The organism is Neobacillus sp. GCM10023253, from assembly GCF_042653105.1.
In the GTDB taxonomy this organism is placed as follows: domain Bacteria; phylum Bacillota; class Bacilli; order Bacillales; family Cytobacillaceae; genus Neobacillus; species Neobacillus citreus.
Genome location: NZ_JBHSHV010000027.1, coordinates 327,973 through 354,787 on the forward strand (window position 1 = coordinate 327,973; position 26,815 = coordinate 354,787).

Below are 26,815 nucleotides of genomic sequence, written 5' to 3' on the forward strand. Positions count from 1 at the left end.
TTGTGAACCATAACTTCTAATAGATTTTGTGAAGCATGGGGACGGTTCCATGTGATGAAAAAGAAACCGCCTCCATGTCTGGGGGCTAATCTGACTCATCTTCAGAAGCCTAATAATCCTCTAATGTTTCACTGACCTCTCTTACAAACTATATCTGTCTTGATTTGTTTGTTAAATAATTTATTTAATAGTTTCATTTTTAAATACACCCTTTATTACCTAAGCGCAAAGATGTAATAACTATATCATACATACAAAAATTTTAATTAGTGATGTGGGAGCGTAACGTTTGCTTACCTTTTACTATTACTGTTTTGATGGAATGATTAGCTTTTGGCCAATATAAAGGTATGCAGTTGGTTCCAGTTTATTGGCATCGACAATGGCTTGGGTGGTTACGCCGAATTTTTGAGCAATCTTCCAAAGCGTATCACCGGAAACAACTGTATAAGTGGTTTTCGCAGGCTGTTCAGGCTGCGCCGTGCTCGGGATGGTCAGCTTTTGGCCAATATAAAGGTACGCAGATGGAATGAGATTATTGGCATCGACAATGGCTTGGGCGGTTACGCCAAATTTTTGAGCGATCTTCCAAAGCGTATCGCCGGATACAACTGTATAAGTGGTTACCGCTGGCTGTTCGGGCTGCGCTACTCCCGGAATCATCAGCTTTTGGCCAATATAAAGGTACGCAGATGGATTGAGATTATTGGCATCGACAATGGCTTGGGCGGTTACGCCGAATTTTTGGGCAATTTTCCAAAGCGTATCACCGGATACAACCGAATAAGTGGTTGCCGCTTGCTGTTCAGGTTGAGATACGGGCGCTGGGACTACTAATTTTTGGCCTACATATAGATATTTGTTTGGATCAAGGTTATTCAATGTAACAATTTCAGAGCTGGTCGTGTTGAACTTTGCTGCAATCTTCCATAAGGTATCGCCACTAACGACTATATAATCTGTCGTTGGCTTTGCCAAAGACGGTTCAGTGACAAGTTCAACATCACTCGCACTGATTGTTCCTGTGACTCCTTCTTTAACAAGAACGGTGTATTTTCCATTCTCTATCGCTTCCGACATAAGTGGGAATGTGTCTCCTTTTATAGCCGTATATCCTTGCCCCCCAGGATCCACGCTCATTTTTGCTGTTTCGCTGATGACGCGTACTCGTTTTTCTGGCTGCATTGGTTTGATTTCGTACATGTTTTGCACTTTCACAGCGCTTGGAAACGTAATATAGCCGCTATTAGGGCCTTCAATCACGGAGATCTTGATAAAATAGCTTCCGTTTGGTACTTTTCCGCCATAGATGTCTGAGCCATCCCATTCAAACGTGTGAGTGCCAGCTTCAAATGATTGTTCAGTTACTACAAGAGCGGCATGGGCTCCAGCGGCATTTGCGATATAAATGGATAATTTCGCAGGTACTGCAAGGGTAAATTGTCCGGTGACTTTATCGTTTATTCCATCGCCGTCAGGAGTGAAAGATGGCGATTGGAAGGAAGCATCTGTAACAATTTCTTTTAATCTTGATACTGGAATATAATAATCGGCATCTTTGATGGTAATCGTGCCAGACCGCCAGATTAACGGTGTAGTGGAAGGGTAGTTATAGGCGGTTTCGATGGTTTTAAAAACAATCTCATAACTGCCGTCCATGACAATTCTTCCTGTTTTATCAGTGCCATTCCAGTTTACCGTATGGCTTCCAGGAGATAGGGTTTCCTTGCTGCCAGCATAGATTTCATCTCCATTACTATTACGGATAGTCAGTTGAACTTCAGCAGGACGGTTTAAGTTGAACGAAATTTGGACCGATTTAGTTTGTGTTTGTCCGTATTTAGGTGAAAACACTGCTGGATTTGGAGTAACGCCATCAATCAAAGGCTTGGGACTTGATTCCGAGACAACTGTGAGTGTTCCAAGCGGATATCCTTGCATTTGATTGTATTGCTGATCCGTGAGATATCCCTTAATTTGGTATACACCTGCAGGAAGAGGTGCTTTTTTCGTATCATCCCATGGCACCCAATCCACTTTGTGTACAGTTTTAAAGTCCACATTAGATAAAATAATTTTTGTTTGTACGCCAGTCCCAACGACAAGAAGATACCCGCGTGTTGGCACGTTGGTTTGCAACTGAACGGTTGTGTAGCCAGGAACTTTACTGCCTTGGTAGGCAACGGTAGAGGCAGAAAGATTAAATGACGTAACCTCAATCGAAGGCCGGTACCCGCCTCCCACTCTGTAATCTCCGAAACCTATTCCAGGGGAAGCGCCATATCCCACTCTGTAACCTCCGAAACCCATTCCAGGGGAAGCGCCGTATCCCATTCCATAACCTCTGAAGCCCATACCGGGATCACCTCCGTATCCCATTCTGAATATTCTTTGCATGTTTAACTCCTCCTCGAATTGTTCCTAACTAGTGTATGTGTCCATTTTGAAGAGGGGATAGATACTTGCCTATATATGGGACTTTTTAAAATCCAGCGAATAGGGATAATGCGGCAATAATGGGGCGTTGATGGCTTGATGGTCAGGAAAAATATTACTAATTAAAAAAGCTTAAGGATTAATAGATCCTCAAGCTTCTTTTAATATTCAGTGTTTCTATGAAAGAGTATTCTGTACAGACGCCTCATTTGTGCTTAACAATAAGGCGATGTTCCCGTTTAATCTACAATGAGCTTATATCGCAATACAGCCGCCAACCCAGCGCCGTGCTTAAATTCACCAGATTTAATTAGGTTATTTAAATCTTTCATCGAGATTTTATGTACTTCAATTTGTTCGCTGCTTTCCAGGTTTTGCTCCGTTGCTGTTAACCCTGCTGCTGCAAATAAATGAATCTCCTCGCTTGTTGAACCCGGAGAAGGGAAGAAGCTTCCTAAATCCAGCCAGTGCTCACCCTTGTAGCCCGTTTCTTCTTCTAGTTCCCTTTTTGCCGTTTCCAGAGGAGTAGGGTCGTTATCGTCAATCATTCCCGCCGGCAGCTCCCATTGCCAGCTTTTCATGGCGTGGCGATATTGCTTAATACAGACGATTTCATTGTTGTCTGTAATCGGGAGGATACACACACCTTTAGCAAAATCTATATAGGAAAACGTCTTTTCCTCCCCGTTTGGGAGAATGACCTGATCCATTGTTATTTGAAAACGATCCAGCTTTTCATTTTTAGAACTATTAATTTTCCAAGACATATTAAACACCTCAAGTTTTAATCATTATCCTCATTTTACACGGATTCTGCTAGAAATAACATTTTTTCAAGATTAGGTAATCAAAAGATTAAACAGTTGGGCAGATTTTTGAAGGGTAAAAAGGGGGGGCTAATGGATTATTATTTTAGGATTTTTTTAAAGATGAAATCATTCTACCATCTAAGTCCGGCTGCAACTAAATGGAAATGACTGAATTTCATCTTATAGATATCCTTTTGGTGTGAACCATCAGAGGATTAAAAGCTACTAGCTTGGAATCAAACTGGCTGAGTACCTTCACCCAGAGTGTCTTTATCTTTCATTCTAGTAAGTTATCTAACTATTCTTTAAAAGTGTTTTTTTATTAATCTCGAATAGTACCTTGCATCACCCCTCCATTCTTCCTGGTAGTAGACGAAGTATTTACCCCTTTCTTCACTTGATTTTCCTCGATTTTGGTAATTTTTTGATTACATTCCTATATACATTAAAGTAAAGTACAAACCTTAAAAAAAGAATAAAGGGGGATTTAATGTCCAAAGTTATTGTGATCGGTGGGGGGATTATAGGATTAGCTAGTGCCTATTACTTAAGAAAAAAGGGCTGTGAAGTGGTTGTTTTGGAAAAGGGAGAGCCAGGGGCTGCTTGTTCAAGAGGAAATATGGGCTGGATTTGTCCTACTTTATCGGAACCTGTACCGGCTCCTGGGCTTATAAAGACAACCCTAAAATGGATGATGAGCCCAGATAGTCCGCTCTACATAAAGCCTACCATTGTACCTTCACTATTCCCTTGGTTATACCAATTTTGGCGGAATTGTAATAAAGCTGCATTTGAAAAGGGTTATGATGCTGGACTGATGTTAAGCAGGGAAACGTTCAATCTATTTGATGAGCTTGAACGGGACAAACAGGTTGAGTTTGAGATGCACCGCAAAGGGTTGTTATTTGTTTTTCTGAAAGAAAATCTGGTGGAAGAAAAGTTCAATGAACTACAAAGGGCAGCGAAAATCGGCCTGCCGTTGCCAGAAATCAAAACAAGGTCTGAAGTATTGGAAATGGAGCCGGCGTTATCCGATTCGATTGCGGGCGGATTGTATCTCCCGGCGGAACGGCATGTCCGGCCAGAATCTTTGAGTAAAGGGCTGTACAAGTGGCTGGTGGAAAATGGCGTTGAAGTAGTAACCAATTGCGAGGTTAGGGAGTTTATCCGTCAGGAAGGCAAAGTCACCGGGGTACGTACCGATCATGAAGTATTTGAGGGGGATCAATATTTACTGACTACTGGAGTATGGACCCAGCAGGTTTTAAAATTTCTAGATTTAAATATTCCTATGACAGCCGGTAAAGGGTACAGCATTACGATTTCCAATCCATCGTCAACCATCAATCATCCGCTTTATCTTGGGGACTCGAAGGTTGCCCTAAGTCCATTTAACGATGCCATCCGTATTGGAGGTACGATGGAGCTCTCCGGAATCAACACCAACATGAATACGCAAAGAGTCAACAGCCTGGAGAACGGTGTTTCGAAATATCTAAGATCTTCTATCAACGGCAGTAAACAGGTTTGGGTCGGAATGAGGCCGATGACCCCTGACGGTCTGCCAATACTAGGCCGCGTTCCGACGTTTAACAATCTATATGTTGCTTCTGGACATGCTATGAGCGGAGTATCTATGAGTCTAGCTACTGGGGTTACCATGGCCAATTTCATCTATGACTCTCAGTCGCCGGTAGATCTAACGCCTTTTTCACCTGAAAGGTTTTCCTTAACAGCAGCGAATCGAACATAAAGAAAAAATGATTTTTGGTAAAAATTAGATGGGGGGCTAACTTTTGTTTAAAAAATTACTTCCGGTGTTCTTGGTTTTCATGTTAATCATTACAGGCTGTGGTGGAACGAAGAGTGGATCGAATGGTGAGGGTGCTTCCGGCAAAAAGATAACCTTAAAGGTGGCTGGGCAGTATCCATTAGAACATCCTAACACCAAAAATTTAATGAAGTTTAAGGATGAAGTTGAAAAAGCAAGTAAAGGGAGAATTGAGGTAAAGGTATACCCAGCTAATCAGTTAGGTGATTATACGCTTGTTTACGAGGAGGTTATGAGAGGCACGATTGATATGGCGCTCATCTCCGTTCCAAGCGAATTTGAGCCAAAATTAGAAGTTAACTATGTACATTATCTTGCTGAGAATTATGAGAAAGCGAAGGAATTGTTCAAGCCGGGCTCGTTTATTTATAACACAAATGTAAAGCTGCATGAAAAATTAGGTGTCAAATTCTTATCGTTTCATGTGGAAGGGTTTGGCGGGATAGGTACCACAAAGGAAATTAAAAATCCAACAGAACCGGGTGCCGATAAGGGGTTATTAATCCGGGTGCCGCCAATTGATGTTTTTAGAGGAAATGCACAAGATTTAGGTTTTAGGACCGTTGCCGTTCCATTTGCTGAACTTTATCAGGCACTTCAAACTGGAGTGGCTGAGGGATGGGTTGGCGGACCGCCATCTGCGAATTATACAGAAGTAAGGGATGTTATTAAATATTACTACCAATATAATAACTTCTTTGAAAACACATCGTTAGTTATGAATCTTGACCTGTGGAAAAAAATGAGCCCCGATGATCAAAAGATTATTCAAGATGCTGCCAGCGCATTAGGGCAAAGAAGCGTGGATGCCGCTGAAAAGGACGACAAAGAATACATGGAAAAACTGAAACAAGCAGGGGTTAAAGTAATTACCTTCAGTGATGAGGATTTAAAGAAATTTGCTGAGTTCACCAGAAAAACAACGTGGCCAAAATTAAAGGATCGTTTAGGAGAGGACATTGTTAATGGACTAAGTGCTGATTAATAGAACAAAGGGGAAAAAGGGTGGAGGTGGAAGGCTTCGTTCTTACTATTCCTACCCTTTTCCCTTACTAATCATATGAAAGGGGAATGATCCATTGTCTCCAGACTTGAAGCAGGAACAAAATCTGAATAAAACATGGCTGGGCCTTATTTGGAATGGCTTGTTACGGCTTCAAAGGACAATCCTTATCCTTACCAGTATCCTCATTGTCCTTGGGATTAGTATAACAGCTATTCTTCGATATGTTTTTAAAGTGGATATATTTGGAATGGAAGAAATCATTGTGATTTTTGCCTTTTGGCTTTATTTTACCGGTGGGGCATATGGGAGTTATGAACGAAGCCATATTTCTGCTGATATTATTTCTGCCTATGTAAAAAATGAACGGACGAAATCAATCATTAAAGCTGCAACCTCATTGATCACAACCATATTGTGCCTGATCTTTACCTGGTGGGCCGTACAGTTTTTTATTTGGAGCTTTGAAAGCGGCGGGAAATCTCCGACCTTAGGAATACCTTCAGTCGTTCCTAAGAGTGCGATCTTCTTCGGTTTTATTTTGATGTCGTTTTACTCCATTGTTCACCTCATTAATGATATAAGAGCATGCTTTGACAAATAAAGGAGCGCTAAGGAAGGGAGCGTTAAATTGGTCATTTCTATCGCTTTATTGATATTGTGTCTTGCTTTAGTTGTTGGAATACCCGTACCTTTTGCATTTTTTGCATCGGTTGTCTATCTGATCTTTGCCCAAGGCTATGAACCTAGTTTTCTGCTTCCATATGGATTTAGTCAAATGAGCACTACGGTCTTATTGGCCATCCCTTTGTTTATTATGGCAGGCGGCATTATGGAAAAAGGCAGGATCGCCGGAAAACTGATAGACCTTGTTGAAGTGTTTGTCGGAAAGGTTAAGGGAGGATTAGGCGCTGTTGCGGTCGTATCCTGTGCTGTATTTGGCTCCATTACCGGGAGTGCAGCAGCCACTCTTACCTGTATTGGCACGATTATTCTACCGCGTTTAAAGGAAGCCGGGTATTCAAGGGGCTACGCATCCGCACTTATTTCGAATTCATCAGTCCTGGGCATGTTGATTCCTCCAAGCGCAATTATGATTCTTTATGCTTGGATTGGCGGTCAGTCTGTTCTGGCAAGCTTCTTGGCAACCGTCGTCCCCGGGATTATTTTACTCACACTTCTAATCATCATTAACACGGTTTATGCAAAAAAGAACAACAACATCCAACAACAACAGGAATCCATTGATTTTAATATGTTTGCTAAAAGTTTAGGGAAGAAGACCTATTCTGCCACTCCAGCCCTTGCTCTTCCTCTGTTAGTGTTAGGAGGAATCTATGGAGGCATTATGACTCCGACTGAAGCAGCAGGTATTGCTGTGTTATATGCTGTTCCAGTAGGTTTTTTTATCTATAGAGGATTGGACTTAAAAAGCTTCAAGCAGATTTTGATCGAAACCGCGACCACCACAGGTGTCATCATGGTTATGCTGTATGCGGTTATGATATTAAGCCGGTTATACGTTATGGAGGATTTGCCGGGACAGATTACGAGCTTTCTATTTTCTATCTCAGAAAATAAATATGCATTATTGATCTTGATCAATTTGTTTATGGTCATCATCGGCATGCTGATGGATGATGTAAGTGCCGTATTACTATCAACACCCGTTTTATTACCGGTTGTCACTAACTTAGGGGTAGATCCGATTCATTTTGCTGCCATTGTTGCAGTCAATTTGGGGATGGGGAATATCACTCCGCCAACAGCTCCCCTATTATACCTTGGAGGAAGGATTGGTAAAACGCCAATTAATGAGATGCTAAAACCAACCATGATTATGATTTTATTTGCCTGGCTTCCTACATTAATTTTAACAACCTATTTACCTGAAATAGTTTTATATCTCCCTAATCTGATTCTGGGTAAATAGATTATCTAGATAAAAACAGAGTGAGGTGTCATTTTTGAAAAAACAATACGATGTTGTTGTGGTTGGAGCAGGTACTGCGGGAATGGCTGCAGGATATTTTTTAGCCAAGCAGGGGGTAAAAACCTTACTGATTGATTCCTTTGATCCTCCCCATTCGAATGGAAGCCATCATGGAGATACGAGAATTATCCGCCATGCTTACGGTGAAGGAGAACAGTATGTTCCAATGGTACTTCGGGCGCAGCATTTGTGGGAAGAACTTCAACAGGAATCTGAAGAAACAGTATTCTTGAAAACTGGTATTCTAGGAATTGGACCAGAGGATTCTCCGTTTATGCAGGAGGTCGTAAAGAGTGCAAAAACCTATAATCTGCCGCTTGAAATGATGGATAATGCCAGTGTAAAACAGCGCTGGCCAGGCTTTGAGGTGCCTGAAGGGTATATCGGCTGTTTTGAATCCTCATCAGGCGTCCTATTGAGCGAAAAGTGTATTTCAGCGTTCCGTAAGCTTGCGCTGTGCCAAAACGCTGAATTATGGACCAATATCAGAGTGGAAAATATAGAATTCCAGCCTAATGGAGTAATAGTGGAAACTTCAAATGACAGAGTTTATGCTGACAAATGTATTATTACAGCAGGCGCCTGGACAGGTAAACTATTGAAGTCTTTAAATATTCCATTAACGCCAGTAAGAAAAACAGTGGCTTGGTTTGAGGCCGATGAGGAAAAATATAATCAGCATCAATTCCCGGGATTTTACTACGTACTGCCAAACCAAATGTTCTATGGTTTTCCTTCTATCGATGGAAGCGGTGTTAAGGTAGGACGGATGGATGGAGGGAAGAACATAGATCCCGACCAAGTGGATCGAAGCTTTGGCATCTACCAGGAGGATGAGGAAGACTTAAGGTCTTTTGTCCAAGCCCATCTGCCAGATGCTGCCGGACAACTAAAGGTTGGAAAGGTCTGTCTGTTTACCCGAACACCAGATGAAGATTTTATCATTGACCATCATCCTGATTACCCGCATGTAGCCATTGCCAGCGGTTTTTCAGGGCATGGATTTAAGTTTGGAAGCGTATTTGGAGAAATATTAGCAAACATGACTTTAGGGAAAAAGGTAGAGTACGATTTATCCTATTTTCGGATTGGGAGATTTTCTGGGGCAGAGCCGTTTTCGGGTAGGGAGTTAAAGAAGTATTAATATTAAGGGAAGCCTTTAATTTAGTTCATTAGGAAGTCTCGAGATGGTATCGGCGCTTTTTTTTGTAGTAGGTGGGTTCAGCAGGACGAAATATGTACTGCAACAAGCAGGTTGTAATAAAAAAAATCAGCAGCTATCTGCTGATTTTTTTGTAGGACTATATTTGATCCTAGCCAATTCTCTTATGGGGTTTTTGGCCGCTTTGGTTTGTATATTGAGTTTCCCAAATTTCTTTCATTTTGCCCCTGCCTAAATCAATTTCAGGATTAAATTGAATTGCTGCATGTTCTCTTACAGTGCGGACCTGCTGGATAGCCCGTTTAAGCTGCTGGTCAATGGTTCCTGAACCTTTGCCGGAGTGTTTGGCGATTGCCAGGCCAGCAATTGTCCCCTGGGCCATGGCAATTTTACCGCTTTCGATGCCGGTGATGTTTCCTGCCACAAATAGGCCTTCGAGCGGTGTTTCCATGGTTTCTGAGTGACAAGGTACATGTCCGCCCAGTTCAGGGAGGTATTGGAATGGACAGCCGGCCACAGCCGCAAGCTCTGCGAGCGGATATAAACCGCCGGCGATACAAACGAAGTCTGCCTCATAGATGGTTTCACTGCCAGGAATAACCTTCCCATTCACATCCGTATCAGCCACCCTAACTCCCTCAACTTGTTGTTTCCCGACGATTTCTACTGCCGCTTTTCGTAACTGCAGCGGCGTACCGTTTATTTTCATACCGTTTTTCGGATAAAAGTTGATGCCGATTTTTCTCAAGGTATCATTTTTCATAAACTGGCTGCCAATTCGCAGCAGCGGGGATGGTGCCAGATGGGCTGCATGTAAAAGGGTCTTTAACACTTCTTCCGGGTCACCGGCTTTCCCGCTTATCGGGCTTTTTTCTGGTAGGACAATCCGATCGACGTTTATGCCGGCCAACTGCAGCTCATTCAAAATCGCAAATGCCAAGATGTTAGCTCCAATGATGATTCCCTTGCTCCCGACTTGTACTCGGTGAACATTTGTCATCACCTGTGCTGCGCCGATCGACATCACCCCAGGCAGCGTCCAACCCGGTACTGGGATGGGATATTCTGCTGCGCCAGTGGCAACTAGGACATTTGGAGCCGAAAGGGTGCCAGAGTTTGAATGGACATTCCAGAGCTTTTCGTCTTTCTCAAGGTTATATACAGACACGCCGCAGCGAATATCAATGTTTAAGTTCCTTGCTTCCTGAAGCAGGCGTTCTGATTCTTTCATCCCGTTCCACCACTCCCCAGATGGTTCTTGGTGAAGCTGGCCAAGCAATCTGCCGCCTGGTTTGATAAATTCATCCAGGACGGTTACGTGGAGACCATTTTTGGCGGAGGCGATGGCTCCTGATAGGCCGGCAGGTCCGGCTCCGATTACAATTACATCACTCATCCCTGTTCCACCATCCTCTTGACGATATTTGGCAGCTGCTTGCCGCTTTCTACAACCATATCTTCTTCCACAAAGGTTAAGCAGGCCCGTACGTTCGCCTGCCCATTGACGGTCACTCGGCACTCCATACAATGGCCGATATTGCAGTAAATTCCTCGTGGTGATCCGCTTTCTTCATGGACACGGAGCTTCCTGATCCCGTTTGCCAGTAATGCAGCAGCAATCGTCTCCTGTTCATATGCTTCATAGGTCGTGTGATCATATTGAAATGAAATCCTTTTTCGGTCTGTTAGCTTGCCTAAAACAGGATGGTCTAGTATTCTACTCATTTTTTTCCACCTACCGCTCCGAACGTCATCGGTCTCACTGGGGGCTGATATTTCAATGGGATATCGCCTGCAGTAGTATGGGGAACTGCGCTTTCAATAATCTTATCGACAGAAATACGGCATGTCCGTCCGCCGCAAAAGCCCATTCCGGCCCGGGTTCTTAATTTCAATTCCCGGGCAGTGCATTGATGCTGGTTTGCTGTTGATATTAGCTGTCCATAGGTGACTTCTTCGCACCGACAAATAACCATGTTTTCCATGTTTGTCATTTGAATTCCTCCTCATGAAGTATATAACCAATATCATGCAAAAAATGTGCCAACTTTTGCGGTGGATCGTTTAATCCAACCCCAGCCGCTTCAACCGGTTGTATAAGGTTGCCCTAGTGATGCCGAGACGTTTGGCACACTCCAGTTTATTTCCATTTACAATCTGTAAAGCACGTTCAATGACTCTTCTTTCATGCTGATCCATTTCTTCCTGGAGCGATACGATCGTGTCATTTGTTTCTATTACTCTATCAACCGTTTGAAGTGTAGGGGTATTTTGGTCAGTGCCAGCGGAAGAAAACCGCAAATACTCTGCCCTGATTACTCCGTCAGTGGCGAATACAACAAGGCGTTCCGCCATATTACGAAGTTCGCGAATATTCCCGGGCCAGTCATAGTGGAGCATGGCCTGCATGACGTCCGGAGTAAACTCATGGATCGGCCTTGAATAGCTTTTGGCAAACTCATTTAAGTAATAATGGGTTAATTCAATAATATCCCCCGGTCTCTCTCTTAATGGGGGGATATAGAGGGTTACTACATTTAGGCGGTAATATAAATCTTCACGAAATTCCCCTTGTCTCATTAATTCCTGCAAGTCACGGTTTGTGGCGGCGATGACACGAAAGTCGATATTGATTTCCTTTTCGCCGCCAACCCGGTAGAATTTCCGCTCTTGCAGCACTCGCAGCAGTTTTACTTGCATCTCCAGCGGCATTTCGCCAATTTCGTCGAGAAATAATGTTCCTCCCTTTGCCAGCTCAATTTTCCCTTTTTTTCCTTTGTAATCGGCACCGGAGAAGGCGCCGCGTTCATATCCAAATAATTCACTTTCAAATAATGATGCGGGTATGGCCCCACAGTTGATAGTAATAAAAGGTGCATTAGGCTTCTCGCTGGCTTCATGAATCGCTCGGGCAAATACTTCTTTTCCGACGCCGCTTTCTCCTAGGATTAGCACGGTTGATTTAACCGTACACACCTTTCTTGCCATTTCAATGGTGTGCTGAATCGCAGCACTTGTCCCTTTAATAAATCGAAAAGGATCGTTGGAATGGTTGTACTTTGCGACTTCTTGTTCTAAACGTCGAACTTCATTGGACATGTTAAACAGTTTTTCGTTCAACATGACTTGATTGGTGACATCCGTTTCGGAGACAACAGCGCCAATAATATGATTATTAAAGGTAACAGGATTGGTATTGATTAACACAAATAAATCAGATCGAGGCTGATGGTACTGGCCGGTAATGCGCTTTCCTTTATGTAAGGTTTGCAAGATTTCTAGTTTATTTTTATCAAAAAAGTCTGTAATGGGTTTGCCGATAATCTCTTGCTGCTTAACGGAAAAAATTTTTTCCGCCCCTTTTGTCCAAGTGCGGACGGTTTCTTTTGCATCAATTACGGTGACAGAAGAATCAGTTGTAGCAATGACCGTTTCATAGAAAGCCAGGAGTTGTCTGTAGGTGCTAAAGAGGAATGCAATCATATGTCCGGCTGTGATACAAGCGGCAGGCTGCTCGTTTTCGTTCAACAGGATTGTTACGGAATCATCCTGAAATGAGTGAATCAGACTTTCAATCGAATCATCCTCATGAACAACTTTGCATGGAATCAGAGATGTATTATCTGAGGGGGCGTAATAATATTTTTTGTTAATCATTGTTAGATGCATAAGGCCAGATGCAGTATCCGGCAGCTCCTTAACGATATCCTTGGCAGTTTGGATGGGAAAAAACATAAGATCCTCCTTTCGGTGTGTAAAAAAATATTTACACTTTATAAAACATTATACACCATATGTCAAAATATTTTAAAAATTTATAATTGACACATAAAAATATGACTATGTTTTTTTTGGCACACTTATTGCATTAAGTTTACATGAGATTTTTTTATGGAGGGGGGAAGGAACGGTGAAACACTGTGATGTTCTCGTCATTGGCGGGGGAATTATTGGCTGTGCGATTGCCTATTATGTCTCAAAATCAGGCAGAGATGTGACAGTCATTGAAAAAGGGGAATTTGTCAGCGGTACATCTTCCCGCTGTGATGGAAATATCTTAGCGATTGATAAAGATCCCGGATTCGATAGTCAAATGTCTTTGGTTAGCCAGCGTTTGGTAGATGACTTGAGCAGAGAGCTTGACCATAAGTTTGAATATCGTGCGCCTGGCAGCATCCTCGTTTGTGAGTCCGAGGAGGAGATGGAGGCTGCAAGGAAATGGGTGGGCCGCCAAAAGGCTGCCGGGTTGCCGTTTAGAATGCTGGATCGTGAGGATATTCGTCAGGAGTCGCCCTTTTTTGCCGATGATTTATTAGGTGGATTAGAATGTGCGACAGACTCTACTGTCAATCCATATATGCTTGCTTTTGCCTTACTTGAGAAAGCCAAGAAACAACGAGCAAAAGCTTTCAATCACACCGAAGTCAGGGAAATCAAAAGAGAAAATGGTTCTTTTATTGTTCAAACATCCAAAGGTGTGTTTACTGCCGACCATGTGGTGAATGCTGCTGGAGTGTGGGCGCCCAAAATTGGCGAAATGCTAGACCTCTCGATTCCTATCAAACCGAGAAAAGGACATATCGTCGTAGCATCGCGCCAGCAGCATGTCGGTTCTCGGAAAGTAATGGAGTTTGGCTATTTAATTTCAAAATTTGGCGGGGAACGGCGGGTCGATCCACTCACGGAAAAATACGGGGTGGCCCTTGTGTTTGAACCGACAGAAAGCCAAAATTTTTTAATCGGCAGCAGCCGTGAATTTGTTGGCTTTAACACGAAAGTTAACAACGAAATCATCCAGTGTATTGCCAATCGTGCCATCCGCTTTTATCCGAAAATGGCCGATATGATGGTTATTCGCTCTTATGCAGGATTGCGGCCTTGGACGGAAGATCACCTGCCCATTGTTTCCAGGGTGGAGGGAATTCCTAATTTCTACATTGCTGCCGGCCATGAGGGCGATGGAATCAGCCTTGCTGCGGTCACCGGAAAAGTCATGGAGGAAATGCTAAATGAAAAAGAAACCTCCATTCCGATTGAACCGCTTCGTTTTGAGCGATTTAGAGAAAGGATGGTCATAAGATGAGGGCAGACAAAGTTTTTACAACGATTGATACCCACACAGGCGGCAACCCCACGCGGACGGTCATTAGCGGCCTGCCAAACCTTGTGGGGGAAACCATGTCCGAAAAAATGCTTTATATGAAAAAGGAATATGACTGGATTCGAAAGCTGTTAATGAACGAACCACGGGGGCATGACGTAATGTCAGGTGCCCTGCTGACAGAGCCATGCCATCCGGAGGCGGATATCGGTGTCATCTACATTGAAACAGGCGGCTATCTGCCGATGTGCGGCCATGACACGATTGGCGTTTGTACGGCGCTTATTGAATTTGGCCTAATTCCGGTACAGGAGCCGGTTACTTCATTGAAATTAGATACTCCTGCAGGACTTGTTAGTGTAGACATCGCTGTAGAAAACGGAAAAGCGAAGGAAGTGTCTTTTTGCAATATCCCGGCCTTTCTATTAAAAAGTGTTTCGGTCGAGGTTGAAGGAATCGGCCAGGTAGATGCTGACATTGCTTATGGGGGGAATTTCTACGCGATTATTGATGCAAATTCGGTGGGTTTAGAGTTAATACCGGAGAAAGCTGCAGCCATTATTGATAAAGCGATTACAATTAGAAACGCCATTAATGAGAAAACCGATATCGTTCATCCTAAATATCCGTTTATAAAAGGGCTAACCCATGTGGAATTTTTCACCAATCCAACCCATGAGGCGGCTGATGTCAAAAATACCGTTATTGTCCCGCCAGGAGGAATTGACCGCTCTCCATGTGGTACAGGGACGTCTGCAAAGCTTTCTGTTATGTATGCCAAGCAACAGATTGCGATAGGGGAAGAATTTGTTCATGAAAGCATCGTCGGGTCGCTATTCCGCGGGGAAATTCTTGAAACGACTGATGTAGCAGGGATTGAAGCGGTTGTGACCAGGATTACGGGTTCTGCGTGGCTAATGGGGATGCATCAATTCTTCTACCATGAGGAAGATCCGTTAAAGGAAGGCTTCCTGCTGATTCCCCCAATGAATGAACATGAAATGGAGGATGTGAAGTGAAAATTGAAAAAGCCTATTCCACAATAGATGTTCACGTTGCCGGAGAGGCATTCCGCATTATCCGGAATGCACCATTCATCCATTACCAAAGTTTAAAAGAATTATATGAATTGTTTCCCCAAGCTTATAAGGAAGAGCAAACTCTATTATTAAATGAGCCCCGCGGATTTGCCGGATTAAATGGCTGCCTTGTTGTTCCGCCATTGACACGAGAGGCTGATGCGGCGGTCGTATTCTTCAATCATGATGGCACCATGCCGATTCATTATGGTGGCATGGCTGCTGTGGTGACGGCCCTATTAGAATGCGGCCATCTAAGAGAGAGGGCGTCAAATCAATATTTGATTGAAACCGTGGGCGGCGTTTTCCCGATCACCGCCGTAATGAAGGGAGAAGAAGTGGTCTCGGTTAAGATGGAGAGCGGCTTCTGTGAGGTAATGGGGACAAAGGAATGTGTCACACCTTCACTTGCCAACCATACACTCGTTCAGTCTGATCAGGTATACGCCGTCTTCCGCACACAGGACTTCCCGGTGGAGATTCAGGTGGAGGAATTAGCGGATTTGCGAAGATGGGGACAAACTGTTCTGCCATCATTAAGCCCGGATGTGAAAGGGGCCATTTTAGTAGACGAGTCAAGGATCGATGAAGGACACATTCGTTCTATTACCTTCCGGGATGATCTCTTGATTGTCAGATCCCCAGGTTTTGGACCGACACTTGCAGCATTCACAAGCCTGCTATCATCGGGTTCTATTACGAACCAGGTTTCGCTTGTGAATGAGAGTATTTTTGGCAGTCAATTACAAGTCCAGGTTTTGCAGCAACAAGAATCTCGCTTTCAATATACGATGACCTGCCGCGGATTTATAACCGGGATGCAAACCTTTATTCTGGATCCAACAGACCCATTAGCGGCGGGGTTTATCTTAAAATAATTTATTTTTAGTAAGGAAAAATATTTATAGAATCATAGAGGAGGAATTGTGATGACAACAATTAGAGGAGCTTTTCCAGTACTTATTACCCCGATGACGAAGGAACAGGAAATTGATTGGGGCGGTGTAAAAAATAACGTAAATTATTTTATGAACCAAGGTGTCGCCGGGATTGTCATTAATGGAAGTACAGGGGAATTCGTCAGTCTAACAAAGGAAGAAAAGTACCAGATGGTCGAAGTGGTGATGAAAGAAGTAAACGGCCGTATCCCAGTTATTGTCGGGACTGCGGCAGAAACGACAAAGGAGACAATTGAAAACACCAAGCAGGCAGAGGCACATGGCGCCGATTGTGCTTTGATTATCAATTCCTATTATGCCAAACCAAAAGAAGACGAAATCTACTACCATTTTAAAGAAGTGAATAATGCCGTAAATATTCCGATAATGCTTTACAACAACCCCTTTACTTCCGGTGTCGATATGAGTACCGAATTAATGCTCAGAATTGGAACGGATTTGGAGAATGTTACCCGAATTAAAGAATCAAGCGGGGATATCCGCAAGGCGCGTGACTTAGCCAGAGGGGCAAAGGGGAATTTTGAAGTTTTCTGCGGTTCCGAGGAATTGGTAATGGAGTCTTACTTTGTCGGTGCAACCGGCTGGATTTCGGTTGCCGGCAATATCGTGCCAAAGCTTGTAACAGATATGTTCAATCACTTCCAAAACGGTGAACTTGAGCAAGCATGGGAAATCAATGACCGGATTCTTCCTCTTTGTACCTTCCTTGAGGGTTCAGGAAAATATGTTCAAATCGTTAAGCGTTCAATGGATCTGCTAGGCAATGCAGGAGGTCCTGCCCGATATCCGCGTTTAGGATTAACGCCGGAAGAGGATCAAATGCTCAAAGAAATTTTGAAGAATTTACATGTACTGTCACTTGTTTAAGTATACGCAGTTCCAACTAGCTTAAAGAGGGGGAAGACAATGTTAACAACACATTATGAATTGAAACCGAACGTGAAAGAATTTTTAGCAGGAAAAATCGAACTATTTATTAATGGTAAATTTGTTCCGTCGGTTAGCGGGAAAACATTTGAAACATTGAATCCGGCAACTGAAGAAGTGCTTGCCCTTGTAAGTGAGGCACAGGAAGAAGATATTGATTTAGCTGTCAAAGCGGCAAGGAAAGCGTTTGAATCCGGGCCGTGGCTTGATTTGAGTGTAGCTGAAAGAGCAAGAATCATTTATAAATTCGCCGATTTGATTGAACAGCATAAAGAAGAATTGGCTCAGCTGGAAGCTTTGGATAATGGCAAGCCTTACGCTGTTGCATTAGCAGATGATATTCCGGCCACAGTCGAACAATTCCGTTATTATGCTGGCTGGGCGACAAAAATTCTTGGACAGACTGTTCCGATTTCCAAGGATTATTTAAATTTTACAAGGCATGAACCGGTTGGTGTGGTCGGTCAAATCATTCCTTGGAATTATCCGTTAACGATGGCATCCTGGAAAATGGGTGCTGCCTTGGCAGCAGGGTGCACCATCGTGCTAAAGCCGGCTGAGCAAACACCATTATCGATCCTTTATGCCGCAAAGCTTATTCAAGAAGCAGGCTTCCCGGAAGGCGTGGTAAACATTGTTCCTGGTTTCGGCCAAACGGCAGGTGCAGCGATTGTCAATCATCCTGATGTAGATAAAGTGGCATTTACAGGTTCTACTGCAACAGGAAAGTATATTATGCGGCAAGCTGCAGAGACAATCAAAAACATCACGCTCGAACTTGGAGGAAAGTCCCCCAACATTATTCTCGAGGATGCTGATTTAACAGAGGCTATTCCAGGCGCCTTTAACGGGATTATGTATAATCATGGCCAAAACTGCAGCGCCGGCTCGCGGGTATTTGTCCACAGAAAACATTATGATCAGGTGGTAGACGAACTGGCAAAAATGGCGGCTCAGGTAAAATTGGGACCTGGCATGGATCCGGAAACTGAAATGGGGCCGCTTGTCTCCCAAAAGCAGCTGGAGCGTGTCCTTATGTATATTGAAAAAGGAGTCGCAGAAGGAGCGAGAGTAGCAGCTGGCGGCAAAAAGGCGTTTGACCAGGGATATTTCGTCCAGCCGACTGTGTTTGCGGATGTAATGGATGACATGGTAGTGGCGAAGGAGGAAATTTTCGGACCGGTTGTCGTTGTATTGCCGTTTGATACGGTGGAGGAAGTGATCGAACGGGCAAACAATACCCCATATGGCCTTGCGGCAGGAGTTTGGACGAAAGATATCAAAACTGCACACAAAGTTGCCAACAAGTTAAAAGCAGGTACTGTCTGGATTAATGATTACAACCTGGAAGATCCTGCCGCAGCTTTTGGCGGGTATAAACAATCGGGAATCGGGCGCGAAATGGGCACATATGCACTCGATAATTATACGGAAGTAAAAAGTGTTTGGGTAAACATTAAATAGCAATTTTTTTAATGGTCCATGTTCATGCAAAAAAGCGGGCTGTCTGCCGGCAGTCCGTACTTTTCACCATGGTTAGACAGCAGCGAGGAGCAATCCGTTATTTTGTTAAGTAACAGAGAGAATTTTGGATTTCTATCATTGTTAGCGCTTGCAAAGTAAACGAACCAGGGGGGAATTGGTAAATGGAAGAATTCATTAATTGGCTGGCGGGTCAAGTTTGGGGGAATGGACTGGTCATTCTTGCACTTGGTGCAGGATTAATCTTCACTCTTGCAACCCGTTTTGTGCAAATCAGGTATTTTAAAGAAATGATTAGATTGTTGTTTGAAGGGAAGAGCTCAGATGAGGGGATTTCCTCATTTCAAGCTTTTTGTTTGGCCTTATCAGGGCGTGTTGGGGTCGGTAATATTGCCGGTGTCGCAACTGCGATTGCCTTCGGAGGGCCGGGAGCCGTTTTCTGGATGTGGATGATGGCGCTGTTAGGGGGCGCCAGTGCCTTTATTGAATCAACGATGGCTCAGGTGTATAAGATTAAAGTGGGAAATGAGTATCGTGGGGGAACTCCTTATTTCATTGAAAAAGGTCTGGGGCTTAAATGGTTTGCGGTTATCATGGCTGTAGTGGTGACCATCTCCTATGGATTTTTGACTCCTGGCGTCCAAGCAAATAACATCGCATCTGGAATGGAAAATGCGTTTGGAATAAATAAATTTGTTACTGGTATCTTTTTGGTGGTACTGCTTGGTGCCGTTATTTTTGGTGGAGTAAAGCGGATTGCGAGTGTGGGTCAAGCTGTTGTTCCATTTATGGCCGTTGGTTATGTCCTAGTAACGATTATCATTTTAGGGGCTAATTTTTCTCAAATACCTGAAATGTTTTCACTGATTTTCACAAGTGCATTTGGTGCGAATCAAGTATTTGGGGGAATTGTCGGTGCCGCGATTGCCTGGGGGGTCAGAAGGGCCATTTTCTCAAATGTAGCCGGCTGCGGTGAAGCGACCTATAGTTCGGCCGCTGCTGAAGTATCCCATCCGGCGAAACAGGGATTGGTACAGGCCTTCTCTGTTTATATTGATACAATCGTTGTCTGTACAGCGACAGCCTTAATGATTCTTGTTACCGGTATGTATAACGTTACACCTGAAGGAGCAGAACCCATTGTTCAAACTCTAAAAAATGTTGAAGCAGGTCCAGCCTATACACAAATGGCTGTAGAAACGGTGATGTCTGGATTTGGCCCGGGATTTGTAGCGATTGCCATCTTTTTCTTTGCTTTTACCACATTAATGGCCTATTACTATATTGCTGAAACCACTATTGTTTATTTAAGTGGAAAACGAGAGCTGCCATGGCTGAAAACAATCCTAAAAATTGTCATGCTCATCATGACCTATGCCGGCTGTGTCTATTCAGCATCAACCATGTGGGCCCTCGGGGATATAGGGTTTGGATCAATGGCCTGGCTCAGTTTAATCGCCCTTTTCTTCCTGATGAAACCAGCCTTAAGAGTATTAAAAGATTATGAGATTCAAAGAAAGGCTGGGAAGGACCCGGTGTTTAATCCGCTGCATGCAAACATAAGCGGCGCGGATTTTTGGGAAGAAAAGTGTAAAGAGCTTGATGATAAGAATTCTTCTATTAATAATATATATATTGGGAATTCTGGAAAATCCCTATAGTTGAAGAGCGTTAATTTTTACTTCCTGTTCTAATAATCTGTTTTAATATGAGCCTCCTATTTTGTTAATGGGAGGCTATTTTTATGGCTATTAATTGGATATTTTCTGGAAGGCGCATGTCACTCCATGTCCTAATTTGACGGATTTATACAACTGTGAATATTAATATTAGCATGTTATTATTCTTATAACATTAGTATAAAATATTTGTTTTTACGGTTATAAACCTCCCAGAAAGTGCAAATAGTGAGGAGGAATGATTATGACTTTAAGGGTGGTGAGAGAAGTGGAAAGAAAGGTAACAAAAATCGGGAATAGTTTAGGGGTTACGTTACCACAGGAAGTGTTGGAACACTTGGGAATCGGTCAAGGGGATGAAGTACGTTTTGATATAGTGAACGGTCAAGTAACCATTAAGAAAAAACAAAATTTAAAGCTGCCAAAGGGAATTGACGAAGAATTCTTAGAGCAAATAAACGATGTGATTAATGAATATGACCAAACTTTCAGAAACTTTGTTGATAGATAGTTAATGATGGACGAACAGAGTACCAGGTATTTTTTTGGGGTTAAATCGCAATATAGTTTGACACGCTGACAATTTTTTTGTTCGATGTGATTTCAGATGCGTATTCGTGTGTGGGCTAATAGAATAATTGTTAGAAACCCAGGTTCGGGTAACGATACAATTAATAGACGTAAAATTTTCGCTTAATTAGTGAATATTGATAAAAATAGAATAAATAGACGAAGAAATTTCGCCTATTGCTTCGTAAAACGTGAAAATGGATGATTTTGCTTTGCATAATCGAAAAATCTTCCCTTATTTACCTCAAAACGAGCTCCATTCTGCATTTAACAGAAAAATCTTCGCTTATTTTACTTCAGCTGGTTACTTAATTAATTTCACCTATAAAATAATCTTTCCATTAGATTCATAAACGTCCATGAATGCCATTGCCGCCAGACTTAAGTATCGCTCTCTCAAATAAGCAAATACCACAGTTCGAGTCGGGTGTGATTGAAGCGGGATATACAACGGATTAAAATTTGCATGTTGCCGCATGACCATTTTTGGAACAATGGTCACTCCCAATCCGGATGCGACGAGAGATTGCGCTGTCTCGATATTGCTTGTTTCGAAATCAATTTGCGATTGAAATCCGCTGTCAGCACAGAGATCCAACACAATCCGCCGAAAGCCATATCCCTGTTTTAATAATATAAACGGTGAGCAGGACAACTCTGCCAAAGGAATTGTTCCTTCCGTGACTTGGTCATTTTCATCTGCAGAACGAACGAAATGGCGGATTTGTTCCGACATCCAGTCTTTTTCTTCGCGTGGAACTGCAAGCAGCAATGGTTCTGTCAGCATCAGACGAGTGGCCAACCGGTTACTTTCGATCGGTAAAGGTAACACCGACAGGTCCACAGTACCCCGAATTGTTAAATTTTCTAACTCCTCGGTTGATTCCTCAATGAGACGCACCTTCATTTGCGGGTATTGCTTCAGAAAGTTTTCTATTAGCAATGGCAGCACGTGACCACCTGTGACGGCAGGTGCGCCTATGGTCAATTCAGATCCGATGCCCTCGCTATTTTCGTGCATTTCGCGCAAAAGGTCGTCGTGCTGCCGTAAGATCTGTTGCGCTTTCTCAATGAATCGTATGCCTTCAGGTGTTGGAATGACTCGCCCTTGTCCACGTGAAAACAAACGGACACCGATTTCCTTTTCAAGCTTTTGGATTTGCTGGCTCAGCGACGGCTGGGCGATATGTAAACTATCGGCTGCTTTTGTAAAACTATTTTTTTGATAGACTTCCACTGCATATTGTAATAAGCGTATCTCCATCTATACCAACTCCATAGTTTAAATCTATGACTTTCATAGATTATATATCTTAGACGAATACGTGTCTAATCGATAATATACATATAAGAACAGTAATTTCCTAGGGGGAATAAACGATGGCAGATGCGAAAAATACGGTCCAGCAACAGTTTGCAAAACATCCCGAGAAATACCGGGACGAGAAGCTGTTTGCCGCAGGTCAGGAACTGGACGTAATGGTTAAAGCAGTAAAGTTAACAGGCAAGGAAAACGTACTCGACATAGGCACAGCTGCTGGGCATACTGCGCTCGCCTTTGCACCGTCCGTTAAAAATTGCATTGGAGTCGACATCACGGAAGAAATGGTGAAAGTGGCGATTGATTATGCGAAGGAACGTGGTTGTGAAAATGTAACGTTTCTGCAGGCAGACGCCGAAACGCTCCCTTTTCCTGATGCCATGTTTGATATCGTTACCTGCCGTTATGCAGCCCATCACTTTCCAAATGTACGAAAAGCGGTGAAAGAAATTTCTCGTGTTCTGAAGAACGGTGGACATTTCTTACTTGTTGATCATTACGCCCCGGAGGACAAGGTTCTCGATCATTTCATCAACAAAGTAAATAAGCTCCGCGATCCGTCACAAGTACGCGAAAGCTCCCTTTCTGAATGGCGGGAAATGTTTGCTGAAAACTCCTTACATTATTCGGAGCATTTAAAGTGGAATTTGCCTCTTGAATATTCCAGCTGGATTGAAAGGGCAGGTACATCAGCTGAAGTACAAAAGGAAATTATATCGATACTCGAGAACGCCACGCCATTATGCCGGGATACATTTCAAATTTCCTTCGATAAGGAGGGGGGGCCGCAGGATTTTTGCCTGAAAGCGGTATTGTTGCATGGCGTTAAAGTGGATTGAGAATTGGGGGCCATCAAATTCTGCCCATTGGCGCCAGAAAAGTAGGGCACCGGTAAAAATAAGCCATCTATTCTGCCCGTGAGCACTAGAAAAGTAAGGCAGCAGTAAAAATAAGCAGTCTATTCTGCCCGTGAGCGCCAGAAAAGTAGTGCTTCGGTAAAAATAAGCGGTCTATTCTGCCCGTGAGCGCCAGAAAAGAAGGGCCCCGGTAAAAATAGATAGTCTATTTTTCCCGTGAGTGCTAGAAAAGAAGGGCCCCGGTAAAAATAAGCGGTCTATTTTTCCCGTGAGCGCTAGAAAAGTAGGGCACCAGTAAAAATAAGGTGTCTATTCTGCCCGTGAGTGCTAGAAAAGAAGGGCCCGGTAAAAATAAGCGGTCTATTCTGCCCGTGAGCGCCAGAAAAGTAGGGCATCGGTAAAAATAAGGTGTCTATTCTGCCCGTGAGCGCTAGAAAAGAAGGGCCCCGGTAAAAATAAGCGGTCTATTCTGCCCGTGAGTGCCAGGAAAGTAGGGCATCGGTAAAAATAAACGGTCTATTCTGCCTGTGAGCGCAAAAAAAGTAGCCCACCGGTAAAAATAAGCGCTACTATTTTTCCTGTGAGCTCAAGAATAGCAGCCTCCAGCTTCTTAAAATGCATTTTTCAGTGGTCATGGACGGTTCCTGCGCTTCAATTTAATGGCATTAAAATCCTTGAGCGACAAAAGTCATGATTGTTATCCTGTTTTCTTCTAAATTACTCTATTGGCGTAGGTAATTGGTTCTATTTATCCAATATTATCGAAATTTTACAGATTTATAGTTTATTAGGGACACTAAATATGTTAGTATTCGGAATAATTGAATTATTACAGGAGGATAGGAAACTTTCTGCCTAACTTGCATTGGTACCGTTGAGAATTAGCTGTTATTATTCATTGTTGATTTTCATCTAGGTATGAGAATTCATAGGCGGAGAAATTCCGGCTAATGTATAAAAGGAAGCTTAAAAAGCGGATATAAGCGGACATATTCCGATTAACAGCTCTGAATAAGACAAAATCCAAAGATTCGGATCATATAAACGGAAAAACTTCCTTTATTTTTAAGGAAATATGGGTATTTCCCAATATAAACGGAATTTTACCGTTTATTTTTCAAACACTGTGAAATCAACGTTCAGTTATTTTATAAAATTAAATCCACAAGAATAAAAGGTTCAAATCATATGCGATTTGAACCTTTTATTTTTGTGCTCTAAAGCCGAACCCGTTAACCTAATTCCTATTTCTTCATTAAGCCACTTTTGTCGAGACACACAATGGAAGGAAAGGGTAAACTAGAAAACGCGAGTGAGTTTTTGGTAAGATTGCCTAAGGGGTGCCTGTCACCTGAATAAATATGAAGCATAAGAACCGTCCCCATGCTTCACCTAAATGAACATGAAGCAGAAGAACCGGCCATGCTTCATAAGGAAGTGAACGGAATGAAACCAGCTATACAATTTCATAATGTTAATTACTCTATTGATGGTCAGCCAATTTTGAGGAATATTTCGGGGGCTTTTTATGATGGGGAGATTACGACTTTGGTGGGGCCTTCGGGGGCTGGGAAGACGACGCTGCTTAAGTTGTGCAATGGGCTGTTGTCGCCAAACGATGGAGATATTATGGTTCATGATCAAAACATAAATGAATATGACCCCGTGGAATTGCGGCGGAAGGTTGGGATGGCACTTCAAAGTGCGCCGATGATTGATGGAAGTGTACATAAGAATTTGGCACTGCCCCTGGAGCTGCAAGGGAAACGGCTTCCAGATTTACAAGCCATAGATTTATTACATGACGTGGGTTTGTCGGAGGATTTTCTACAAAGGAGCAGTAAGGAATTATCAGGTGGGCAGCGTCAGAAAGTATCGATCGCCCGTACGTTGGTGAATCATCCGCAGATATTATTACTGGATGAAATTACTTCGTCTCTCGATCAAGTTTCGCAAAAGGAGATTGAGGAACTGATTGTCAAAATCAACCGGAAGTATGGCGTGACGATTGTTTGGATCACACACAACTTAAAACAGGCTTTACATGTCGGGACCTATACATGGGTGATGATGGCAGGGGAAATCGTTGAAACGGGAAAAAGTGAATTACTAGAATCGCCAAGCAATGAGCGAGTAAGGCAGTTTGTTAAGGGGGAATTGGGATGAGCACCATGGCCTTAATCTTTTCTCTCATTTTCGTTCTCATTCCCATCGTCTTATCGAAGACATTGAACCTTGGGCTGGAAAAAGATGCGACGATCGCCGTCGTCCGCTCCATCATCCAATTGCTTATTGTGGGCTATATTCTTAAATTTGTGTTCGATTCCGAAAGCATTATTTATATATTCTTAATGGTTGCCGTGATGATTATTGCAGCAACATTGAATGCCCGGAAAAAAGGAGCAGCCATTAAAGGGATTACGTGGAAAATTGCTGTTACGTTAATTTTTATCGAAGTGCTAACTCAAAGCATCTTACTCGGTTTTAATATTACACCCCATACCGCCCAATATATCATCCCAATCAGCGGAATGATGATTGGCAATGGAATGGTGCTGGCCATCCTGTTTCTTAATCGATTTATTGCGGAGACCGAATCCCATCAGGACCAGACAGAACTGATCCTATCTCTTGGCGGAACACCTAAACAGGCCGTACATACCCAGTTGATGACCTCAATCAAAGCAAGTATGATTCCAACCATTGAGAGTCAAAAAACGATTGGACTGGTTCAGCTCCCAGGAATGATGAGCGGCCAAATCATCGCAGGTGCAAGCCCCGTTCAAGCAGTTCAATTCCAACTGCTCGTGCTGTTCCTGCTTCTAACGACAGCATCCATCACAAGTATCATGCTTGGGTTCTTATCTTACCCAACGATGTTTAACAAACGGATGCAGGTAGTGAGAAGTAAATAATGATGCACGGGGACGGTTCTTCTGCCTCAAAGTGAGGCGGAAGAACCGTCCCTGTGCTTTACAATTCCAATATTGAAATTTATTCTTTTACTTTCAACGTCAACGGCATTCCTTTTTTTACTGTGGTTGTGAAGATTTGCGTATCAGGCGGATTTAACATTTTCTAATTGATTGATCAGTTTTTCGGGGCTTTCGTTTGGTGGCGAATCTCGAAACTGTTCGTCCTCCATTCTTAGTATGAGACAATCCAATAGGATGGAATTACCAGTTGAAATCCATGTGTAAAAAGTATATATTATTACTCCAGTCACTTTTTTTGGTGACGAAATACATTAGGATATGAAACAATAATGTTTTTATCTTGATTAAATGAAAAAAACTTTTAGTTGAATTATAGTACCAATGGTGTTATGATGTAAAAGTCGCTTTTGAAAGAGCGTTCAAGTCAATCGTAATTGGAAATAATTGATGGTTGATAGATTGTAAGAAACGCGATACAATTTAGTTCCTGTCGCTTTTGCGAGTGACAAAGATAGTTCTTTGAAAACTAAACAAACAAAAACGTCAACAAACAATAATGATCATGTTTCTTCTATATTAATATAGATAAACATGAGCCAACGTAACATTTTTGAGCTAATCAACTCAACTTTATTGGAGAGTTTGATCCTGGCTCAGGACGAACGCTGGC

At 42.8% G+C, this 26,815-nt stretch carries 22 protein-coding genes; 15 read left to right on the forward strand and 7 right to left on the reverse strand.

The features are described from left to right. Positions 1-306 precede the first annotated feature (306 nt). A complete protein-coding gene (locus ACFPA1_RS25130) occupies positions 307-2,397 on the reverse strand; it encodes a LysM peptidoglycan-binding domain-containing protein (RefSeq protein WP_378586875.1) in 2,091 nt (696 codons plus the stop codon). Between the two features lie 278 nt (positions 2,398-2,675). Beyond that, entirely contained in the window at positions 2,676-3,203 is a 528-nt protein-coding gene (locus ACFPA1_RS25135) for an NUDIX hydrolase (protein WP_378586878.1), read from the reverse strand. A gap of 532 nt (positions 3,204-3,735) precedes the next feature. Between ACFPA1_RS25135 and ACFPA1_RS25140 the strand changes: the two genes are divergently transcribed. The 5 genes from ACFPA1_RS25140 to solA all read left to right on the forward strand — a co-directional run bounded on the left by ACFPA1_RS25140 (position 3,736) and on the right by solA (position 9,216). Beyond that, positions 3,736-4,998 (forward strand): NAD(P)/FAD-dependent oxidoreductase, encoded by a 1,263-nt coding sequence (locus ACFPA1_RS25140; RefSeq protein WP_378586881.1) that lies wholly within the window; start codon positions 3,736-3,738, stop codon positions 4,996-4,998. Positions 4,999-5,041: 43 nt separating this feature from the next. Beyond that, a complete protein-coding gene (gene dctP, locus ACFPA1_RS25145; protein ID WP_378586884.1) occupies positions 5,042-6,061 on the forward strand; it encodes a TRAP transporter substrate-binding protein DctP in 1,020 nt (339 codons plus the stop codon). A 94-nt stretch (positions 6,062-6,155) separates the two neighbouring features. Further along, entirely contained in the window at positions 6,156-6,683 is a 528-nt protein-coding gene (locus tag ACFPA1_RS25150; protein ID WP_213148083.1) for a TRAP transporter small permease, read from the forward strand. Positions 6,684-6,710: 27 nt separating this feature from the next. Continuing rightward, positions 6,711-8,012, forward strand: coding sequence for a TRAP transporter large permease (locus ACFPA1_RS25155; RefSeq protein ID WP_213148084.1), 1,302 nt, complete (start codon positions 6,711-6,713; stop codon positions 8,010-8,012). 34 nt (positions 8,013-8,046) lie between these two features. Further along, positions 8,047-9,216, forward strand: coding sequence for an N-methyl-L-tryptophan oxidase (gene solA, locus ACFPA1_RS25160; protein ID WP_378586888.1), 1,170 nt, complete (start codon positions 8,047-8,049; stop codon positions 9,214-9,216). Positions 9,217-9,385: 169 nt separating this feature from the next. Here solA and ACFPA1_RS25165 read toward each other — a convergent pair whose 3' ends face one another. The 4 genes from ACFPA1_RS25165 to ACFPA1_RS25180 all read right to left on the reverse strand — a co-directional run bounded on the left by ACFPA1_RS25165 (position 9,386) and on the right by ACFPA1_RS25180 (position 12,969). Then, entirely contained in the window at positions 9,386-10,630 is a 1,245-nt protein-coding gene (locus ACFPA1_RS25165) for an NAD(P)/FAD-dependent oxidoreductase (RefSeq protein ID WP_378586891.1), read from the reverse strand. Further along, complete coding sequence (locus tag ACFPA1_RS25170; RefSeq protein ID WP_213148087.1) at positions 10,627-10,959, reverse strand: (2Fe-2S)-binding protein; 333 nt, start codon at positions 10,957-10,959, stop codon at positions 10,627-10,629. Before ACFPA1_RS25170 ends, ACFPA1_RS25165 begins: the two co-directional genes overlap by 4 nt. Then, on the reverse strand, positions 10,956-11,228 hold the full coding sequence (locus ACFPA1_RS25175) for a (2Fe-2S)-binding protein (protein ID WP_213148088.1): 273 nt from the start codon (positions 11,226-11,228) through the stop codon (positions 10,956-10,958). The genes ACFPA1_RS25170 and ACFPA1_RS25175 overlap by 4 nt, the downstream gene beginning before the upstream one ends. Positions 11,229-11,298: 70 nt before the next feature. Then, positions 11,299-12,969: a sigma-54 interaction domain-containing protein gene (locus tag ACFPA1_RS25180; protein WP_378586895.1), complete on the reverse strand. Its 1,671-nt coding sequence runs from the start codon at positions 12,967-12,969 to the stop codon at positions 11,299-11,301. A 175-nt stretch (positions 12,970-13,144) separates the two neighbouring features. Here ACFPA1_RS25180 and ACFPA1_RS25185 point away from each other — a divergent pair, with 175 nt between their 5' ends. From ACFPA1_RS25185 to ACFPA1_RS25215, 7 genes are all read left to right on the forward strand, one after another. Then, positions 13,145-14,317 (forward strand): NAD(P)/FAD-dependent oxidoreductase, encoded by a 1,173-nt coding sequence (locus ACFPA1_RS25185; RefSeq protein WP_213148090.1) that lies wholly within the window; start codon positions 13,145-13,147, stop codon positions 14,315-14,317. Beyond that, on the forward strand, positions 14,314-15,354 hold the full coding sequence (locus ACFPA1_RS25190) for a proline racemase family protein (protein ID WP_378586899.1): 1,041 nt from the start codon (positions 14,314-14,316) through the stop codon (positions 15,352-15,354). The genes ACFPA1_RS25185 and ACFPA1_RS25190 overlap by 4 nt, the downstream gene beginning before the upstream one ends. Beyond that, positions 15,351-16,292 (forward strand): proline racemase family protein, encoded by a 942-nt coding sequence (locus ACFPA1_RS25195; RefSeq protein ID WP_378586901.1) that lies wholly within the window; start codon positions 15,351-15,353, stop codon positions 16,290-16,292. Before ACFPA1_RS25190 ends, ACFPA1_RS25195 begins: the two co-directional genes overlap by 4 nt. A 51-nt stretch (positions 16,293-16,343) precedes the next feature. After that, positions 16,344-17,240 carry a 4-hydroxy-tetrahydrodipicolinate synthase gene (gene dapA / locus ACFPA1_RS25200; RefSeq protein WP_378586904.1) on the forward strand — a complete coding sequence of 299 codons (897 nt, stop codon included), beginning with the start codon at positions 16,344-16,346 and terminating at the stop codon, positions 17,238-17,240. A 39-nt stretch (positions 17,241-17,279) separates the two neighbouring features. Then, positions 17,280-18,764: an aldehyde dehydrogenase family protein gene (locus tag ACFPA1_RS25205; protein ID WP_378586907.1), complete on the forward strand. Its 1,485-nt coding sequence runs from the start codon at positions 17,280-17,282 to the stop codon at positions 18,762-18,764. A gap of 182 nt (positions 18,765-18,946) precedes the next feature. Further along, entirely contained in the window at positions 18,947-20,443 is a 1,497-nt protein-coding gene (locus ACFPA1_RS25210) for an alanine/glycine:cation symporter family protein (protein ID WP_378586909.1), read from the forward strand. Between the two features lie 262 nt (positions 20,444-20,705). Further along, positions 20,706-20,972, forward strand: a complete 267-nt coding sequence (locus ACFPA1_RS25215; protein WP_378586912.1) for an AbrB/MazE/SpoVT family DNA-binding domain-containing protein — start codon at positions 20,706-20,708, stop codon at positions 20,970-20,972. A 381-nt stretch (positions 20,973-21,353) separates the two neighbouring features. On the opposite strand, the gene ACFPA1_RS25220 is transcribed toward ACFPA1_RS25215, so the two are convergent. Continuing rightward, complete coding sequence (locus ACFPA1_RS25220) at positions 21,354-22,295, reverse strand: LysR family transcriptional regulator (RefSeq protein ID WP_378586915.1); 942 nt, start codon at positions 22,293-22,295, stop codon at positions 21,354-21,356. A 116-nt stretch (positions 22,296-22,411) separates the two neighbouring features. Between ACFPA1_RS25220 and ACFPA1_RS25225 the strand changes: the two genes are divergently transcribed. The 3 genes from ACFPA1_RS25225 to ACFPA1_RS25235 all read left to right on the forward strand — a co-directional run bounded on the left by ACFPA1_RS25225 (position 22,412) and on the right by ACFPA1_RS25235 (position 26,124). After that, entirely contained in the window at positions 22,412-23,191 is a 780-nt protein-coding gene (locus tag ACFPA1_RS25225; protein WP_378586918.1) for a class I SAM-dependent methyltransferase, read from the forward strand. A gap of 1,464 nt (positions 23,192-24,655) precedes the next feature. Further along, complete coding sequence (locus tag ACFPA1_RS25230) at positions 24,656-25,375, forward strand: phosphate ABC transporter ATP-binding protein (RefSeq protein WP_378586957.1); 720 nt, start codon at positions 24,656-24,658, stop codon at positions 25,373-25,375. Further along, positions 25,372-26,124 (forward strand): ABC transporter permease, encoded by a 753-nt coding sequence (locus ACFPA1_RS25235; protein WP_378586921.1) that lies wholly within the window; start codon positions 25,372-25,374, stop codon positions 26,122-26,124. Before ACFPA1_RS25230 ends, ACFPA1_RS25235 begins: the two co-directional genes overlap by 4 nt. Positions 26,125-26,815: the final 691 nt, after the last annotated feature.

Coding starts and splice junctions, on each gene's coding strand:
- ACFPA1_RS25135 (WP_378586878.1), bottom strand. CDS start 3,203: ATGTCTTGGAAAATTAATAGTTCTAAAAATGAAAAGCTGGATCGTTTT.
- ACFPA1_RS25175 (WP_213148088.1), bottom strand. CDS start 11,228: ATGACAAACATGGAAAACATGGTTATTTGTCGGTGCGAAGAAGTCACC.
- ACFPA1_RS25220 (WP_378586915.1), bottom strand. CDS start 22,295: ATGGAGATACGCTTATTACAATATGCAGTGGAAGTCTATCAAAAAAAT.
- ACFPA1_RS25215 (WP_378586912.1), top strand. CDS start 20,706: ATGACTTTAAGGGTGGTGAGAGAAGTGGAAAGAAAGGTAACAAAAATC.
- ACFPA1_RS25170 (WP_213148087.1), bottom strand. CDS start 10,959: ATGAGTAGAATACTAGACCATCCTGTTTTAGGCAAGCTAACAGACCGA.
- ACFPA1_RS25225 (WP_378586918.1), top strand. CDS start 22,412: ATGGCAGATGCGAAAAATACGGTCCAGCAACAGTTTGCAAAACATCCC.
- ACFPA1_RS25210 (WP_378586909.1), top strand. CDS start 18,947: ATGGAAGAATTCATTAATTGGCTGGCGGGTCAAGTTTGGGGGAATGGA.
- dapA (WP_378586904.1), top strand. CDS start 16,344: ATGACAACAATTAGAGGAGCTTTTCCAGTACTTATTACCCCGATGACG.
- ACFPA1_RS25165 (WP_378586891.1), bottom strand. CDS start 10,630: ATGAGTGATGTAATTGTAATCGGAGCCGGACCTGCCGGCCTATCAGGA.
- ACFPA1_RS25130 (WP_378586875.1), bottom strand. CDS start 2,397: ATGCAAAGAATATTCAGAATGGGATACGGAGGTGATCCCGGTATGGGC.
- ACFPA1_RS25230 (WP_378586957.1), top strand. CDS start 24,656: ATGAAACCAGCTATACAATTTCATAATGTTAATTACTCTATTGATGGT.
- ACFPA1_RS25180 (WP_378586895.1), bottom strand. CDS start 12,969: ATGTTTTTTCCCATCCAAACTGCCAAGGATATCGTTAAGGAGCTGCCG.
- ACFPA1_RS25190 (WP_378586899.1), top strand. CDS start 14,314: ATGAGGGCAGACAAAGTTTTTACAACGATTGATACCCACACAGGCGGC.
- ACFPA1_RS25140 (WP_378586881.1), top strand. CDS start 3,736: ATGTCCAAAGTTATTGTGATCGGTGGGGGGATTATAGGATTAGCTAGT.
- ACFPA1_RS25205 (WP_378586907.1), top strand. CDS start 17,280: ATGTTAACAACACATTATGAATTGAAACCGAACGTGAAAGAATTTTTA.
- ACFPA1_RS25235 (WP_378586921.1), top strand. CDS start 25,372: ATGAGCACCATGGCCTTAATCTTTTCTCTCATTTTCGTTCTCATTCCC.